Origin of the sequence: Pseudomonas sp. KB_15 (assembly GCF_052114525.1) — a bacterium.
Classification (GTDB): domain Bacteria; phylum Pseudomonadota; class Gammaproteobacteria; order Pseudomonadales; family Pseudomonadaceae; genus Aquipseudomonas.
In genome coordinates this window covers 1-15,791 of record NZ_JBFREX010000029.1, presented here as the reverse complement: position 1 = coordinate 15,791, position 15,791 = coordinate 1, and the positions used below count along the sequence as shown (strand labels likewise).

The following is a 15,791-nucleotide window of genomic DNA, read 5'->3' as shown; positions in this document are numbered from 1 at the left end:
ATTGTATTTAACTGAATGATTAGCGGTGATTACCCCGCCAGTTGTGATCGCCGCGTTCGCCACGATGGTTGCGCCAGTCATGGCCGCGAGAGTCATTGTTCCAGCCCCCGCGGTTACGGCCGTCCCAGCCATGGTTCTGATGCATCCGGTAATCCCCCCTATATGGCTGGTAGTAACGCGGAGCGGGCTGGTAATAGCGCGGTTGATACATCCGCGGCTGCGAGTAATAGCGCGGTGTCGGCTGGTAATACCGCGCTGGCGGCATGTAATACCGGGGCGACGGTGTGTAGTAACCATTGGAATAGTAGGAACTCCCCCCGGCGTAATAGTTTGGCGCAGGCGAGGTATAGACTTCGGAACTGTAGTAACTGCCTCCTTCGTCGTAGTAAGGCACGCACCCACCAAGGGACAATCCCGACACAGCAAGCAGAAGAATTCGCCGCAGCTTATTTTGACAGAGCATGGCGGCCTCCTGGACCGCGGGTGAGCCACACCAGCGACGCTGGCAAGCGACAGTCAAATATTCGGTGACTGTCGAAAGATCAGACATCGAATTCGGAATCTGGTGCGCTCTTGAAACAAGTGGAAACATCTGGCCGATGAAAGGTTTTTCATCCATTCACGCCCTGATTAACGGTGGCCACCGTAATATCCACCGCCATGATATCCACCTCCGTAATGCCCCCCGCCGTTATAGCCGTGGCCCCCGTAGTAACCGTGCCCACCATGGTAATAGGAGCGATAACCACCGTAATAACGTGGGCCGTAATAGCCGCCGTAGTAATAAGGCGAGTAGTAACCCGGGTAGTAATAAGGTGTCCCGTAGACGTCGGCAGGACTGTCGTAGTAATAGCAGCCAGACAATCCAAAACCGAGCACTGCACCAAACAACAAACGACGCAACATGACGGCCTCCGTAAAGACCAGTGACAGCAGTCGGAACAGACCGGCTGACATCTGTTTTGACTGGTAAATCTCTGCCAAGTGCAACGTCGCACCCACCTTCGGATCAGCGGCGGATACGTTCCAATGCGGTGCGCTTGCGCACCATCACAAGGCAGTCCGCCTTTCCGGTCAAACCCGTCGTCCTTCCTGTCCCCCACGCTAGAGCGTTCGGACCAACTTGGCACGCCTCTCGCTTTACCAAAACCGTGCAGGAGTCACCACAGGTTCGCGGCACCACAATTTGCAATGGCTGACTAGGGTTCCGGCTCGCAATCGCGAGTGACTGGTCCGAGAGTCGGCGACCTCCAGTTGAGGTTACACGGCGGGACAAAAGCCCGGGAGACAAGCCACCGTTCACGGTGCCGCTGCCGTCCTGTCCGTCCTTGATCAACTGGAGAACCACCATGTCCCAGCTTCGTTTACCCGCCCTGCTCGCCGCTGCGTTCGCGGCCCTCGTGAGCTTCTCGTCCCAGGCCGCCCAGAAAGACCACTTCAGCGTGTGCTGGACCATCTACGCCGGCTGGATGCCGTGGGAATACGCCGGCAGCCAGGGCATCGTCGATAAATGGGCGAAAAAGTACGGCATCAAGATCGACGTGGTGCAGCTCAACGATTACGTCGAATCGATCAACCAGTACACCGCCGGCCAGTTCGACGGTTGCACCATGACCAACATGGACGCGCTGACCATTCCGGCCGCCGGCGGCGTCGACAGCACTGCGCTGATCGTCAGCGATTTCTCCAACGGCAACGACGGCATCGTGCTCAAGGGCGAAGGCAAGAAAGTCGCCGACCTCAAGGGCATGGACGTCAACCTGGTAGAACTCTCGGTCTCCCACTACCTGCTGGCCCGGGCCCTGGATTCGGTGGATCTCACCGAGAAAGACCTGAAAGTGGTCAACACCTCCGACGCCGATATTTCCGCCGCCTTCAACACCGATCAGGTCAACGCCGTCACCACCTGGAACCCGATGCTCTCAGACATCAAGGCCAAGCCCGGGGTGAGCGAAGTGTTCAACTCCAGCCAGATCCCCGGCGAAATCATGGACATGATGGTGGTCAACTCCCAGACCCTCAAAGACAACCCGGCCCTCGGCAAGGCGCTGACTGGCGCCTGGTTTGAAGTGGTCGAGTTGATGAACGCGAGGAACGCTGCGGGCAAAGCCGCACTGGAACACATGGCCAAAGCCTCGGGCACCGACCTGCCGGGTTTCCAGGCACAACTGGACACCACCAGACTGTTCGCCACGCCCAAGGAGGCCCTGGCGTTCAGCACCAGCAAGCAACTGCAGGACACCATGCGCAAAGTCGCCGAGTTTTCCTTCCAGCACGGCTTGCTGGGTGAAGGCGCCAAGGACACCAGCGCAGTCGGCATGGCCTTCGCCAACGGCGTGACCAGCGGCGACAAGGGCAACCTCAAGCTGCGCTTCGACCCGAGTTACGTGCAGATGGCCGCCGACGCCAAGCTGTAAAAAGAGGACTTGGCCATGCGCCTGATCAACCTTCACCCGGACCGCCCGAGTCGCCTGCTGTTGGTGATCCTGCCGTTCGCCCTGGTGCTGTTTGCCTACTTCACGGGCTCGGCCGAGCGACTGGCGGACAACCCCAATGACAAGCTGCTGCCCAGCGCCGTGCAGATGACCGATGCGGTGAAACGCCTGGCGTTCGTGGCCGACACCCGCACCGGCGAATACCTGCTCTGGCAGGACACGGCGTCCAGCCTGCAACGTCTGGCCATCGGCCTGGGTATCAGCGCCTTGGCCGGGCTGTGCCTGGGCATCGCCGCCGGTACCCTGCCGCTGTTCGGTGCGCCGTTGTCACCGTTGCTGACGGTGCTGTCGATGGTGCCACCGCTGGCGATCCTGCCGATCCTGTTCATCGTCTTCGGCCTGGGGGAATTGTCGAAAGTGATGCTGATCGTCATCGGCATCACCCCGGCCCTGGCCCGTGACCTGGAACAGCGCGCCCGGGAAATTCCCGTGGAGCTGCTGATCAAGGCCCAGACCCTCGGTGCCTCGACCTGGACCCTGATGTTGCGGGTGGTGCTGCCGCAACTGCTGCCACGGTTGTTGATCTCGCTGCGCTTGATGCTCGGCTCGGCGTGGCTGTTCCTGATTGCCGCCGAGGCCATCGCCTCTACCGACGGCCTCGGCTACCGGATTTTCCTGGTGCGCCGCTACCTGGCTATGGACGTGATCCTGCCGTACGTGGTGTGGATCACCCTGCTTGCCTGGCTGATGGATTGGGGCCTCAAACACCTGACCCAGCGTGCGTTCCCCTGGCACCAAGGGGCCGCCAAATGAGCTTTATCACCGTTAAAAACGTCTGGCAGCAATACGCCGATCAGGTGGTGCTCGAAGGCCTGAACCTGAACGTCAACGAAGGTGAGTTCTGCACACTCGTCGGCGCTTCCGGTTGCGGTAAATCGACCTTCCTGCGCCTGCTGCTCGGCCAGGAACGCGCCAGTCGCGGCGAGATCCTGCTCGACGGTCAGCCCTTGGCCGGTGAGCCGGACGCCAGCCGTGGCGTGGTGTTCCAGCGCTACTCGGTGTTCCCGCACTTGAGCGTGCTGGACAACGTTGCCCTGGGCCTCGAACTGCCACGCTCACCCTTGCTCGGACGCCTGTTCGGCAGCGCTAAAAAAGAGGCCCGCGAACAGGCTTCGGTGTTGCTGCACAAAATCGGCCTCGGTCACTCGCTGGACAAGTACCCGGCGCAGCTTTCCGGCGGCATGCAGCAACGACTGGCCATCGCCCAGGCACTGATCATGAAACCCCGCGTGCTGTTGCTCGACGAACCGTTCGGTGCCCTCGATCCGGGCATCCGCAAAGACATGCACGCCTTGCTGCTGGAGCTGTGGCGCGAGACGCAACTGACGGTGTTCATGGTCACCCATGACCTGTCCGAAGGCTTCAACCTCGGTACGCGCCTGCTGGTGTTCGACAAGGTCCGCCTCGATCCGCACGCCCCCGGCGCCTATGGCGCGCGCATCACCTACGACATCCCTTTGAACAGCGACCGCCGCGCCACCCGTGCCGCCGTCGACGCCTTGCCGACTCCATTGGCGGGCACGCTTCGTATCGCTTAGAGGATTTTTCACAATGACTGATTCGACCCACCTGTTCCCGCCCTTCGCCGAAGAAATGCTCCCCGGCGGCGGCCATCGCTCTTTTGTGCTCAAGCGCGGCCAACTGCTGCGCCTGACCGACCTGCGCGGCGGCGCCAACGTCAGCCTGACGTTGCTCAATGCCAATGAAAAAACCGAACGCCTTAACCTGCCCGACAGCCTCAAATGCCAACACACCGCCAAGCTCACCGCCGGCCATTGCCTGTACTCGGACATGGGCCGCGTGCTGGCCGCCATCACCGCCGACACGTGCGGCTGGAGCGACAGCCTGGGCGGCGTGCTCTGCGCTGAAGAAGTCGCAGAAAAGTACGGTGCAGGTCGCTACCAGGAACTGCGCAACGGCTTCTTCCGCAACGGTACCGACAACCTGTTGGTGGAGCTGGGCAAGTGGGGGCTGGGTCTGTCCGACCTGCTGATGACCCTCAACCTGTTCAGCCGCGTGAACGTCGACGACGCCGGGCGCTTCCACTTTGTCGAGGGCAACTCCAAGGCCGGCGACTACATCGAGTTGTACGCGCCGATGGACACCCTGGTGGTGCTCACCGCTCTGCAACACCCGATGGACCCGACGCCGGGATACGCACCGAAACCGCTGAAGCTCAGCTGGATGAACGCCGACGCCAGCGTCGCCGAACACTGCCGCACCTCGCGCCCGGAAAACGAGCGCGGCTTCATCAACACCGACCGTTTGTTCGCCTGAGGATCGCTGCCATGTCACTCGCAATCGCCACCGCTCCACAGTCGCCTGAAACCGCGGTCTACCGCGCCACCATCCCCGCCGGCGAACCCTGGCTGATGGAGGTCAAGGCCGGCCAGACCCTGCGCATCCTCGATCTGGAAGGCAATCAGGCGGTCGATACGCTGTTCTACAGCGTCGCCAATCCCAAGGAGCGCTACGACGTACAGCGCACCTTGCGCCGGCAGAACAGCGTGTACCTGAGCACCGGCAGCGTGCTGTATTCCAACCTCGGCAAGCCGATGCTGACCATCGTCGCCGACACCTGCGGGCGTCACGACACCCTCGGCGGCGCCTGTGCGCAAGAGAGCAACACCGTGCGCTACGCCCTGGAAAAACGCTACATGCACAGCTGCCGCGACAACTACCTGCGCGCCTGTGTTCACGATGGCCGCCTGGGCAAGGGCGACATCGGGCCGAACATCAACTTTTTCATGAACGTGCCGGTCACGGCTGACGGCGGACTGACCTTCGAAGACGGGATTTCCGCACCGGGCAAGTACGTGGATCTGCGTGCGGAGATGGACGTGATCGTGCTGATCTCCAACTGCCCGCAATTGAACAACCCGTGCAACGCCTACAACCCCACTCCTGCGGAGCTGCTGGTATGGAACTGAAACTCCCGAGACTGCGCCGCTGGTTATTTGCCTTGTGCCAGGCCCGTTCAGGGCAGTGCATCAAACAGCAAGAACACTGATTAACCCTGTGGGAGCGAGCTTGCTCGCGATTGCGTCGACACAGGCTCCATTGAAGTCGACTGACACTCCGCCATCGCGAGCAAGCTCGCTCCCACAGGGGGCGGCGGTGGTTTTGAAATTTGTGACTCTGCCATCGGGGACGACCCCGGCGACTATCGAAAAACTGCGGGACGGCCCGCATCCCAGTCGAGGCTGATGCGCTATCGCCTCCGGGGGTTATGCCATGTTCGAAAAAGTCCTGATTGCCAACCGTGGCGCCATTGCCTGCCGCATCCTGCGGACCTTGCGCGAACTGCAAGTGCAGGGTGTCGCCGTCTACTCCGAGGCCGATGCCGCCAGCCTGCACATCCTGCAAGCCGACGAGGCCCACAGCCTCGGTGAGGGCGCGGCCGCCGCCACTTACCTGGCGGTCGAAAAGATCCTCGCCATCGCCAAAACCAGCGGCGCCACCGCGATCCATCCCGGCTACGGCTTTCTCTCGGAAAACGCCGCGTTCGCCGAAGCCTGCGAAACCGCTGGTATCGCCTTCATCGGCCCGACGCCAGAACAACTGCGGGTGTTCGGCCTCAAGCACACCGCTCGCGCCCTGGCCAAACAACACGGCGTGCCGATGCTTGAGGGTACCGAACTGCTCGACAGCCTCGATGCCGCGCTGCAGGCCGGTGAACAGGTCGGCTACCCGGTGATGCTCAAGAGCACCGCCGGCGGTGGCGGCATCGGCATGCGCGTGTGCCGCAGCGCGGCCGAGTTGAGCGAATCCTTCGAAGCCGTCAAACGCCTCGGGCAGAACAATTTCAGCGACGCCGGTGTGTTCATCGAGAAGTACATTCAGCGCGCCCGTCACCTGGAAGTGCAGGTGTTTGGCGACGGTCGCGGCGAGGTGATCGCCCTCGGCGTGCGCGATTGCTCGGTGCAGCGCCGCAACCAGAAAGTCCTCGAGGAAACCCCGGCGCCGAACCTGCCCGACGGCATGGCCGATGAGTTGTGCGCGGCCGCGATCAAACTGGCCAAAGCGGTGAATTACCGCAGCGCCGGCACTGTGGAGTTCGTTTTCGACAGCGATGCCCGGCGTTTCTACTTTCTGGAAGTGAACACCCGCTTGCAGGTGGAACACGGCGTCACCGAACAGGTGTGGGGCGTCGATCTGGTGCGCTGGATGGTGCAACTGGCGGCCGGTGATCTGCCGCCGCTGAGCGATCTGGCAAAGGGTTTGAAACCGGAGGGTCATGCGATTCAGGCGCGGTTGTATGCCGAGGATCCAGGGCGCGATTTTCAACCCAGTCCGGGCTTGCTAACCGCCGTGGACTTCCCGGTGGCCAATGGCATTCAACTGCGTATCGACACCTGGGTCGAGGCTGGGTGCGAGATCCCGCCCTACTTCGACCCGATGATCGCCAAGGTCATCAGTTGGGCTCCGACTCGCGAAGAGGCCACTGCGGATCTGCATCAGGCACTAGGTGCCAGCCTGCTCTACGGCGTGGAAACCAACCGCGACTACCTGCGGCAGATTCTGCTTGATGCGCCCTTCGCCAGCGGCCAGCCGTGGACCCGTTGTCTGGAAGGCCTGGTCTATCAGGCCAACACGTTCGAGGTGCTCAGCGCTGGCACCCAGACCAGCGTTCAGGACTATCCCGGCCGCCTCGGTTACTGGGCGGTCGGCGTGCCACCATCGGGGCCGATGGACAGTCGGGCGCTGCGTCTGGGTAACCGTTTGCTGGGCAATGACGAAGGCGCGGCGGCACTGGAGATCACCATGAGCGGACCGTTGCTGCGCTTCAATTGCGAAGCGGTAGTGGCGGTGACCGGGGCGCAAATTCCACTGACGATGAACGGTGAAGCCGTTGCGATGAACACGACGCTGCTGGTTCCGGCTGGTGCTACGTTGAGCCTCGGCACAATTGCCGGTGCAGGGGCCCGCAGTTATCTGTGCCTGCGGGGTGGCCTGCAAGTGCCAGACTATCTGGGCAGCAAAAGTACCTTCACCCTCGGTCAGTTTGGCGGCCACGGCGGTCGCGCCTTGCGTGCCGGCGACGTGCTGCATGTACCGGCCTTGAGCGATCGCAGCGCCGGTCAGCTATTGGCTGAAAATCAGCTCAACGAGTTGCCCGGCGTACGGCAAATCCGCGTGATCTACGGTCCGCACGGCGCCCCGGAATACTTCACCGAGCACTACATCGACACATTCTTCGCCACGCAGTGGGAAGTGCATTTCAACTCCAGCCGCACGGGCGTCCGGTTGATCGGACCAAAACCGGAATGGGTGCGTGCCGATGGTGGCGAGGCGGGTTTGCATCCATCGAACATTCACGACAATCCGTATGCGATTGGTGCGGTGGATTTCACCGGGGACATGCCGGTGATACTCGGCCCGGATGGCCCGAGCCTTGGCGGGTTCGTGTGCCCGGTGACGGTGATCGAAGCGGATCTTTGGCAACTGGGGCAGCTCAAGGCTGGGGACAAGGTGCAGTTCATTCCTGTCGACCTCAAGACCGCCCGCACCCGGGCCTTGAAATGGGATACCCCCTGTGGGAGCGAGCCTGCTCGCGATGGTGTGTCAGCCACTCTGATGTCGACAGACACACCTTCGCGAGCAGGCTCGCTCCTACAGGGGGTTGTGTCGCCTGTGGTGCTGGATATCGGGCAGGGGGATACGCGGCTGGTCGCAAGACTGTCCGGCGATACACACCTGCTGCTGGAAATCGGCGCCCCGGAACTCGATCTGGTCCTGCGTTTCCGCGCCCACGCCCTGATGCAGGCACTGGAAAGCAAAGACCTGCACGGCGTGATCGACCTGACGCCGGGCATCCGTTCGCTGCAAGTGCACTACCAGCCCGAGCAACTGCCACTGTCCGACCTCCTCGGCATCGTTGCCGGCGAATGGGACGCCGTGTGCGCCGCCAAAGACCTGCAAGTGCCCTCGCGCATCGTGCATCTGCCGCTGTCCTGGGACGACCCTGCGTGCCAGTTGGCCATCGAGAAATACATGACCACGGTGCGCAAGGACGCGCCGTGGTGCCCGAGCAACCTGGAGTTCATCCGTCGCATCAACGACCTGCCGAACCTCGATGAAGTACAACGTACAGTGTTCGACGCCAGTTACCTGGTGATGGGCCTGGGCGACGTCTACCTCGGCGCACCGGTCGCCACCCCGCTCGACCCGCGCCATCGACTGGTGACTACCAAGTACAACCCGGCGCGCACCTGGACCGCGGAAAACTCGGTGGGCATTGGTGGCGCCTACATGTGCGTCTACGGCATGGAAGGCCCCGGCGGTTATCAGTTTGTCGGGCGCACGTTGCAGATGTGGAACCGCTACCGCGAAGTCGCCGCGTTCGATGGCAAACCGTGGTTGCTGCGGTTTTTCGACCAGATCCGTTTCTACCCGGTCAGCGCCGATGAACTGCTGCGCATCCGCAGGGATTTCCCCCTTGGGCGCTTCGACCTGAACATCGAGCACAGTCAGTTGAATCTGGCGGATTACCAGGCGTTTCTGGCGCAGGAAGCCGAGACCATTGCCTCATTTCGCGATCAGCAAAAAGCTGCGTTCAACGCCGAGCGTGAACGCTGGATCGCCAGTGGCCAGGCGCATTTCGACAGTGAAGAACTGGCCCCGGAGGCCACCGAAGAGGCGCCGCTGGCCAGCAGTCAACAAAGCGTCGACAGCCACATCGCCGGCAACCTCTGGCAGGTTCAGGTCGAGACCGGCAGCCGCGTCGAGGCCGGTGACGTGCTGGTGATCCTGGAGTCGATGAAGATGGAAATCCCCCTGCTCGCCCCGATGGCCGGCGTGGTGCACGAGATTCGCGTGCAACCGGGTTCGGCAGTACGTGCCGGACAGCGCGTCGTGGTGCTGGAACTCGACTGAACCCATTTTAAAAAGGACTCACGCCATGAACATCAATCTGCAACTCGACGCCCTGCGCAGCACTTATCGCGACGGTCGCACCACGCCACGACAATTGCTGCTGCAACTGCGGGACAAAGCCGCCGCGCTGAACCCGGACTATCACCTGTTCATCCACCTGCTCAGCGCCGAAGAACTGGAACCTTACCTCGCCGCCCTCGACGGCCGCGACCTCGACAGCCTGCCGCTGTATGGCGTGCCGTTCGCGATCAAGGACAACATCGACCTGGCGGGCATTCCGACCACCGCGGCGTGCCCGGCATTTGCCTACGTGCCGGAGCGTTCAGCGACCATCGTCGAACAACTGCTGGCCCTCGGTGCGATTCCGTTGGGCAAGACCAATCTCGACCAGTTCGCCACCGGGCTCAACGGCAGCCGTTCACCGTACGGCGCGTGCCCCAACAGCGTGTTGCCGGAGTATCCGTCGGGCGGCTCCAGCGCCGGTTCTTCGCTGGCGGTGGCGCTCGGGGTCGCGAGTTTTTCCCTGGGCACAGACACTGCCGGCTCCGGGCGCGTGCCGGCGGCGTTGAACAATCTGGTCGGCATGAAAGCCACCAAAGGCCTGATCTCGACGGCTGGCGTGGTACCGGCCTGTCGTACGCTGGATTGCGTCACCACCTTCACCGCCACGGCGCGCGAGGCCAGTCAGTTGCTGACGCTCACCGCACGCCTGGACCCACGGGACGAATACAGCCGCAGCAACCCGTTGTGGAACGACGGCTCGGCGTTCGGTACACCGCGCCCGTTCCGTTTCGGCGTACCCCGTGCACAGGATCTGCAATTCTACGGTTGCCCTGAAGGCCCGCTGTTGTTCGGTGATGCCATCGACCGCCTCAAGGCCTTGGGCGGCGAAGCGGTGGAGCTGGATCTATCGCCGTTCCTGGAGGCCGCACGTTTGCTCTATGAAGGCCCGTGGGTAGCCGAGCGCTACAGCGTGGCCGGTGAGTTGATGGCGCAAAATCCCGAGGCCGTGTTGCCCGTGATTCGCGCCGTATTGGCCAAGGCGCCTGCCGTCGACGGCGTGCAAACCTTCCGCGCCCAATACCGGCTGCAAGCGCTCAAGGCCCTGTGCGACACAGCGCTGGAAGGCCTTGATTGCGTCGTCACACCGACCATCGGCCGCCCGGTGACACTGGCGGAACTCGAGGCCGAACCGGTGCTGCGCAATTCGCAACTGGGCTACTACACCAACTTCATGAACCTGCTCGATTACGCTGCCGTTGCCGTACCCAGCGCGTTCATGGACAACGGCCTGCCATGGGGTGTGACGCTGTTTGGGCGAGCCTTTACCGATCAGTACCTGTTGAGCGTGGCGGATGCCTTGCAGCGCCAGCAAGGTCTGGCCGCACCCGCTCCGGTGACGGTTGCACGTCATGATCGGGCACGACTGGTGGTCTGTGGTGCGCACCTGGACGGGTTGGCGCTGAACTGGCAGCTCAAGCAGCGCGGTGCCCGGTTGCTGGAGTCGACATTCAGCTCGCAGGATTATCAACTCTATGCTCTGGCCGGTGGCCCGCCGTTTCGTCCAGGCATGGTCCGCGTGAAGGATGGCGGCGTAGCGATTGCAGTGGAAGTCTGGGAGTTGCCCAGTCGTGAACTGGGTTCGTTCCTGACCGGGATTCCGGCGCCGCTGGGGTTGGGCAAGGTGCAACTGGCGGATGGGCGCTGGGAGAGCGGGTTTATCTGCGAGGCGTATGGGCTGGAGGGCGCGGTGAATATCAGTCATTTGGGCGGGTGGCGGGTCTACCTGAAAAGTCTGCGTTGATCTCTAGATTCGCGGGCAAGCCCGCTCCCACAAGGACCGCGCTGTACCTGTGGGAGCGGGCTTGCCCGCGAAGGCGTCGGCTCAGGCACCACAGCCCTTGATGCTTGCCGGTTCATTCTGCAAATGCCGCAGTTTTTCCCCCGCAGTGCCATTAGAATGCCTGCCATCGGACCACTGCCAACGGAACTGTCATGCCGCTTCGCTCGCCGCTGTATTCTCAACGTTCGTTGGTTCTCACGCTGGTCGCATTGCTGGGCGCAGGCTTTCTCGCTACCTCCTTTCTCAGTTACTACGCCTCCCGGGCATCGATCCGCGACAACATCGTCAACACCGAACTGCCGCTGACATCGGACACGGTCTATTCGGAAATCCAGAAAGACCTTGTCAGGCCGATCCTGATTTCCTCGATGATGGCCCGCGACACCTTCATGCGCGACTGGGTGGTCAACGGTGAAAAAGATTCCGACCAGATGACCCGTTACCTCAACGAGGTCATGACCCACTATGGCGCCTACACCGCGTTCTTCGTCTCCAACACCAGCCTGACCTACTACCACGCCAAGGGTGTGCTCAAACAGGTCAAGGCCACCGAACCCCGCGATGCCTGGTACTTTCGCGTGCGGGACATGAAGGATCCGTACGAGATCAACGTCGACCCTGACCTCGCCAACAAGGACGACCTGACCTTCTTCATCAACTACAAGGTCTACGACTACAACGACCGATTCATCGGTGCGGCCGGGGTTGGCCTGACCGTCGACGCCGTGATCAAGCTGATCGACAAGTACCAACAGCGTTATCAGCGCAGTGTGTACTTCGTCGACAACTTCGGGCGCCTGGTGCTCACCGGCGCCGAAGGGGGTCCGCAGGGTGCACGCATCGGGCAGAAACTCAGCGAACTCGACAGCATGAAAGACCTGGTCAGCCGACTGCCCCAACCCCACAGCGGCAGCTACGAATACTCTGTGCAGGGCCAGGGACATTTCCTCAACGTGCGGTTTATCCCGGAGCTGAACTGGTACCTGTTCGTCGACAAACGCGAAGACAGCGCCCTCGGTGAAATCCGCCAGTCGCTGTACCTCAACCTGCTGATCTGCCTGTTGGTCACACTGACCGTACTGGCCCTGCTCAACCGGGTGATCAAGCGCTATCAGGACAAGATCCAGGCCCAGGCCATCCTCGACAGCCTGACCGAACTGCCCAACCGTCGCGGCTTCGACCTGCTGGCCGCACAGGCCATGCATGAAGCCCGGCGCGAGCCCAAACCGCTGACCGCTTTACTGCTGGACCTTGACCACTTCAAGGCGTTGAACGACACCTATGGCCACCTGGCCGGCGATCAGGTACTGATCGGTTTCGCCCGGGATCTGGAAAGTTGCCTGCGGCACTCCGACATCGTCTGCCGCTGGGGCGGTGAAGAGTTCATCGTGCTGCTCAAGGACACCGACGGTAAGACCGGCTTGATGATTGCCGAGAAAATTCGACAGCACGTGGAACAGCAGCGCTATGCCTACAACGACAAAGCCTTGCAACTGACCGTGAGCATCGGCCTCACCACCCTGCAGCCCGATGACACCTTGCACAGCCTGCTGTCACGGGCGGATCATGCGATGTACCGGGCCAAGCAAACCGGCCGTAACCGAACCTGCGTGGAAAAATCTCACTCCAGTTATGAACCAGTCTGACCTCTGCCCCGCCTGCGGCGCCCCCAACGATTGCACCCTGGCCGACCCGCGAACCGCCGACCGCGCCTGCTGGTGCTACGGTGTCAGCATCGACCCGGCCGTACTCCAGGCACTGCCGGTGGAACTGCGCAACGCCTCGTGCCTGTGCCCGCGCTGCGCCGAAGTCGAGGCGCAGTTGCAAGCAGCGCCCGAGTCGATCAAGTAAGATGCGCGCCCCTTTCTTCACTGATCCTTAGTCATGCGTGTCGACCGATTCCTCAGCAACCTGCCTCGTTTCAACCGAAAGCAGGTACGCCTGTTACTGGTGGAAAAACGCGTCAGGGTTGACGGAAAAGTTGTCAGCGACCCGCACGCTGAAGTCCGCGAATTCAGCCGCGTCGAAGTCGACAATGACGTGCTGCAAGTCGGTAAACCATTGCGCCACTTCATGCTGCACAAGCCCGCCGGATGCGTCAGCGCCACTCGGGATCCACAGCACCCGACCGTGCTCGATTTGATCCATGAACCGGACAAGGACGAATTGCACATCGCCGGACGCCTGGACTTCAATACCACCGGCCTGATGCTGATCACCAATGACGGCAGCTGGTCGCGGCGCCTGACCCAACCGCAGACCAAACTGCCGAAGGTCTATTACGTCGAAACCGAGCAGGACATCGGCCCCGAATACGCCATCAAGTTCAGCCAAGGGCTGTACTTCGCCTTCGAAGACCTCACCACGCAACCCGCCGGGCTGGAGCTGCTCGGGCCAAAGTCTGCACGCCTGAGCATCGTCGAGGGCCGCTATCACCAGGTGAAGCGCATGTTCGGCCACTTCAACAACAAGGTGATGCGCCTGCACCGCGAGCGTATGGGACCGTTGGTGCTCGACGACAGGTTGAAACCGGGCGAATACCGCCCACTGAGCGATGAAGAGATCGGCTTGATCTAAACACACGACCGCTCAGCAGAAAGTTGTCGAACAATTTACCAGCGGCACTTGCGCAATGATGTGACCCCTGCTTGAATCAGGGCGTCGGCCGAAATGTGACCGATGAGTCACCCCATACTTCTAAGAAACTTTTTGCCGGTAGGAACCCTTGGGTTCCGGCCTCATCCGGCAGACTGCCCGCCAATAACAATACCCGTCGACCGGACTGCAATGGATCGACATGGGCCTCTCAAATTCCAGGCGTATGCCTACCTGTCACAAAGCTCGTGCAATCTCTTTTGCGCGCATACCCGCTTGCCAGGAGTCTTATGACATGAGGCCAGAAATCGCTGTGCTGGATATACAGGGTCAGTATCGGGTTTACACGGAGTTCTATCGCGCAGACGCCGCAGAGAAGACCATTATTCTGGTCAACGGCTCGATGGCCACGACTGCGTCGTTTGCACAAACCGTGAAAAACCTCCATCCGCAGTTCAACGTCGTCTGCTACGACCAGCCCTACGCGGGCCGGTCAAAAGCCCACAACCTGCATGAGAAAATGCTCACCAAGGAAATCGAAGGGCAGATCCTGCTTGAGCTGATCGACCACTTCGCCGCCGAACACGTGCTGTCGTTTTCCTGGGGCGGTGCCGCGACCATGATGGCGTTGTCGCAACGGCCACGGCGCATCGAAAAAGCCGTGATCAGTTCGTTCTCCCCGGTGATCAACGCGCACATGCTCGACTACCTCGAACGCGGCGTCGAACACCTCGGCAACCTGGACGGCGACCGGGTCGGGCACCTGGTGAACGACACCATCGGCAAACACCTGCCGTCGTTGTTCAAGCGCTTCAACTATCGCCACGTCAGCTCCCTGGCCGAACATGAGTACGGGCAGATGCACTTCCACATCAACGACGTGCTGCACAGCGATCGCCAGTGCTACCTGCACGCGGCGAAGAAAATCGACGTGCCGGTGCTGTTCATGAACGGCGAATGGGACGAATACACCGCCGCCGAAGACGCCCGGTTGTTCGCCAGCCACGTGCAACACAGCACCTTCAGCACCCTCCAGGCCACCGGCCACTTTCTCGACATGGAACACAAAGCCGCCTGCCGAGACAGCCGCAACGCACTGATGGGGTTCCTGAAACCTTCGCAACACGAAAGCCGACCGCGTTACCACCACGTCCAGGACCACCATGCATTGGCAAGCTGAAGTAGCGTCATCGCGAGCAAACCCCGCCCTGCTGCGTTAAACGTATTCTGCAGGCGCGAGGTTTGCCCGCGATCGACCGTCATGTGGTCCAGTTTTTTTTGTCATATCTGCGTTAAACCCGCCCCACGTAAAGAAAAACTTCAAATCGTCGGCCGTATCTGGTACAAAGGCAGCGCTCTGAGCGGGTGTCGTATAATGGCATTACTCCAGCTTCCCAAGCTGATAACGAGGGTTCGATTCCCTTCACCCGCTCCAATCAATTTCAGTCTCACGTCAAAGTGGTTTTGACGGGGGATGCAGAGTCAGAAAAAACCGGTCCAAGTGGCCGGTTTTTTTATGGGCGGGATTTGGGTTTTTCTTCTCGTTGAATGCTTCAGAGGAATTGAAAAGACACAAAAAATGCTCCCTTCCTTCGTTGTCGCAATTGCGGCAGGGCTGTATTCAACGCTAGTACCCACGCCCACGGAGACCGTGTGATGAACATTAAACCTATTCACAGCCAAGAAGACCTGGCCACCGCACTGGCTCGCCTGGAGCAGTTGTGGGGGGCAGAAGGCGGTTCACCTGAGGGCGATGAACTGGAAATTTTGGCGATGCTCATTGAAAAATATGAAGACGAACATTATCCGATGCAGCCCTCAGTCCAGGTTGTCTGACCGGAGATGCCGAGAAAGAAAAAACCGGCCCAAGTGGCTAATGCCAGTCAGTTAAGCAATTTCAGCCGCAACACCCTTTGTAGCAGCTGCCGAGCCCGCGAGGCTGCGTTCGACTGCGAAGCAGTCGTAAAACAGCCATTGCGGTA

General features: G+C 61.1%; 13 protein-coding genes, 1 tRNA gene, 1 pseudogene and 1 riboswitch. Of the genes and pseudogenes, 13 read left to right on the top strand and 2 right to left on the bottom strand.

Features of this window, described 5'->3' with window-relative positions:
- Positions 1-19: 19 nt before the first annotated feature.
- Both AB4Z35_RS20610 and AB4Z35_RS20605 read right to left on the bottom strand, forming a co-directional pair.
- Complete coding sequence (locus AB4Z35_RS20610) at positions 20-463, bottom strand: hypothetical protein (protein ID WP_442099070.1); 444 nt, start codon at positions 461-463, stop codon at positions 20-22.
- 167 nt (positions 464-630) lie between these two features.
- Positions 631-906, bottom strand: coding sequence for a hypothetical protein (locus tag AB4Z35_RS20605; RefSeq protein ID WP_442099068.1), 276 nt, complete (start codon positions 904-906; stop codon positions 631-633).
- A gap of 282 nt (positions 907-1,188) precedes the next feature.
- Positions 1,189-1,289: riboswitch (guanidine-I (ykkC/yxkD leader) on the top strand.
- Between the two features lie 60 nt (positions 1,290-1,349).
- On the opposite strand from AB4Z35_RS20605, the gene AB4Z35_RS20600 reads away from it, so the two are divergent.
- The 13 genes and pseudogenes from AB4Z35_RS20600 to AB4Z35_RS20540 form a co-directional block, all read left to right on the top strand.
- Positions 1,350-2,417 carry a putative urea ABC transporter substrate-binding protein gene (locus AB4Z35_RS20600; protein WP_442099066.1) on the top strand — a complete coding sequence of 356 codons (1,068 nt, stop codon included), beginning with the start codon at positions 1,350-1,352 and terminating at the stop codon, positions 2,415-2,417.
- A gap of 15 nt (positions 2,418-2,432) precedes the next feature.
- Positions 2,433-3,248: an ABC transporter permease gene (locus tag AB4Z35_RS20595; protein WP_442099064.1), complete on the top strand. Its 816-nt coding sequence runs from the start codon at positions 2,433-2,435 to the stop codon at positions 3,246-3,248.
- On the top strand, positions 3,245-4,033 hold the full coding sequence (locus AB4Z35_RS20590) for an ABC transporter ATP-binding protein (RefSeq protein ID WP_442099062.1): 789 nt from the start codon (positions 3,245-3,247) through the stop codon (positions 4,031-4,033). Before AB4Z35_RS20595 ends, AB4Z35_RS20590 begins: the two co-directional genes overlap by 4 nt.
- A gap of 13 nt (positions 4,034-4,046) precedes the next feature.
- A complete protein-coding gene (locus AB4Z35_RS20585) occupies positions 4,047-4,772 on the top strand; it encodes an urea amidolyase associated protein UAAP1 (protein WP_442099060.1) in 726 nt (241 codons plus the stop codon).
- Between the two features lie 11 nt (positions 4,773-4,783).
- Positions 4,784-5,425 (top strand): urea amidolyase associated protein UAAP2, encoded by a 642-nt coding sequence (locus AB4Z35_RS20580; RefSeq protein WP_007996701.1) that lies wholly within the window; start codon positions 4,784-4,786, stop codon positions 5,423-5,425.
- 304 nt (positions 5,426-5,729) lie between these two features.
- Complete coding sequence (gene uca, locus AB4Z35_RS20575) at positions 5,730-9,371, top strand: urea carboxylase (RefSeq protein WP_442099057.1); 3,642 nt, start codon at positions 5,730-5,732, stop codon at positions 9,369-9,371.
- A 25-nt stretch (positions 9,372-9,396) separates the two neighbouring features.
- The gene (gene atzF / locus AB4Z35_RS20570) at positions 9,397-11,175 is read left to right on the top strand and encodes an allophanate hydrolase (RefSeq protein WP_442099055.1); all 1,779 of its coding nucleotides are present in this window, start codon (positions 9,397-9,399) and stop codon (positions 11,173-11,175) included.
- Between the two features lie 191 nt (positions 11,176-11,366).
- A complete protein-coding gene (locus AB4Z35_RS20565; protein ID WP_442099053.1) occupies positions 11,367-12,860 on the top strand; it encodes a sensor domain-containing diguanylate cyclase in 1,494 nt (497 codons plus the stop codon).
- Entirely contained in the window at positions 12,847-13,065 is a 219-nt protein-coding gene (locus tag AB4Z35_RS20560; protein WP_007996694.1) for a cysteine-rich CWC family protein, read from the top strand. The genes AB4Z35_RS20565 and AB4Z35_RS20560 overlap by 14 nt, the downstream gene beginning before the upstream one ends.
- Before the next feature lie 33 nt (positions 13,066-13,098).
- Entirely contained in the window at positions 13,099-13,791 is a 693-nt protein-coding gene (locus AB4Z35_RS20555; protein WP_442099051.1) for a pseudouridine synthase, read from the top strand.
- A 313-nt stretch (positions 13,792-14,104) separates the two neighbouring features.
- Entirely contained in the window at positions 14,105-14,989 is an 885-nt protein-coding gene (locus AB4Z35_RS20550) for an alpha/beta fold hydrolase (protein ID WP_442099049.1), read from the top strand.
- A gap of 181 nt (positions 14,990-15,170) precedes the next feature.
- Positions 15,171-15,244: transfer RNA gene (locus AB4Z35_RS20545), tRNA-Gly, on the top strand.
- Positions 15,245-15,465: 221 nt separating this feature from the next.
- Positions 15,466-15,630: pseudogene (locus AB4Z35_RS20540) on the top strand (transcriptional regulator); the annotation flags it as partial.
- Positions 15,631-15,791 lie beyond the last annotated feature (161 nt).

What these genes read in the sequence shown, in the direction of transcription:
- AB4Z35_RS20610 (WP_442099070.1), bottom strand. Translation starts at nt 463, where the DNA reads ATGCTCTGTCAAAATAAGCTGCGGCGAATTCTTCTGCTTGCTGTGTCG.
- AB4Z35_RS20605 (WP_442099068.1), bottom strand. Translation starts at nt 906, where the DNA reads ATGTTGCGTCGTTTGTTGTTTGGTGCAGTGCTCGGTTTTGGATTGTCT.
- AB4Z35_RS20600 (WP_442099066.1), top strand. Translation starts at nt 1,350, where the DNA reads ATGTCCCAGCTTCGTTTACCCGCCCTGCTCGCCGCTGCGTTCGCGGCC.
- AB4Z35_RS20595 (WP_442099064.1), top strand. Translation starts at nt 2,433, where the DNA reads ATGCGCCTGATCAACCTTCACCCGGACCGCCCGAGTCGCCTGCTGTTG.
- AB4Z35_RS20590 (WP_442099062.1), top strand. Translation starts at nt 3,245, where the DNA reads ATGAGCTTTATCACCGTTAAAAACGTCTGGCAGCAATACGCCGATCAG.
- AB4Z35_RS20585 (WP_442099060.1), top strand. Translation starts at nt 4,047, where the DNA reads ATGACTGATTCGACCCACCTGTTCCCGCCCTTCGCCGAAGAAATGCTC.
- AB4Z35_RS20580 (WP_007996701.1), top strand. Translation starts at nt 4,784, where the DNA reads ATGTCACTCGCAATCGCCACCGCTCCACAGTCGCCTGAAACCGCGGTC.
- uca (WP_442099057.1), top strand. Translation starts at nt 5,730, where the DNA reads ATGTTCGAAAAAGTCCTGATTGCCAACCGTGGCGCCATTGCCTGCCGC.
- atzF (WP_442099055.1), top strand. Translation starts at nt 9,397, where the DNA reads ATGAACATCAATCTGCAACTCGACGCCCTGCGCAGCACTTATCGCGAC.
- AB4Z35_RS20565 (WP_442099053.1), top strand. Translation starts at nt 11,367, where the DNA reads ATGCCGCTTCGCTCGCCGCTGTATTCTCAACGTTCGTTGGTTCTCACG.
- AB4Z35_RS20560 (WP_007996694.1), top strand. Translation starts at nt 12,847, where the DNA reads ATGAACCAGTCTGACCTCTGCCCCGCCTGCGGCGCCCCCAACGATTGC.
- AB4Z35_RS20555 (WP_442099051.1), top strand. Translation starts at nt 13,099, where the DNA reads ATGCGTGTCGACCGATTCCTCAGCAACCTGCCTCGTTTCAACCGAAAG.
- AB4Z35_RS20550 (WP_442099049.1), top strand. Translation starts at nt 14,105, where the DNA reads ATGAGGCCAGAAATCGCTGTGCTGGATATACAGGGTCAGTATCGGGTT.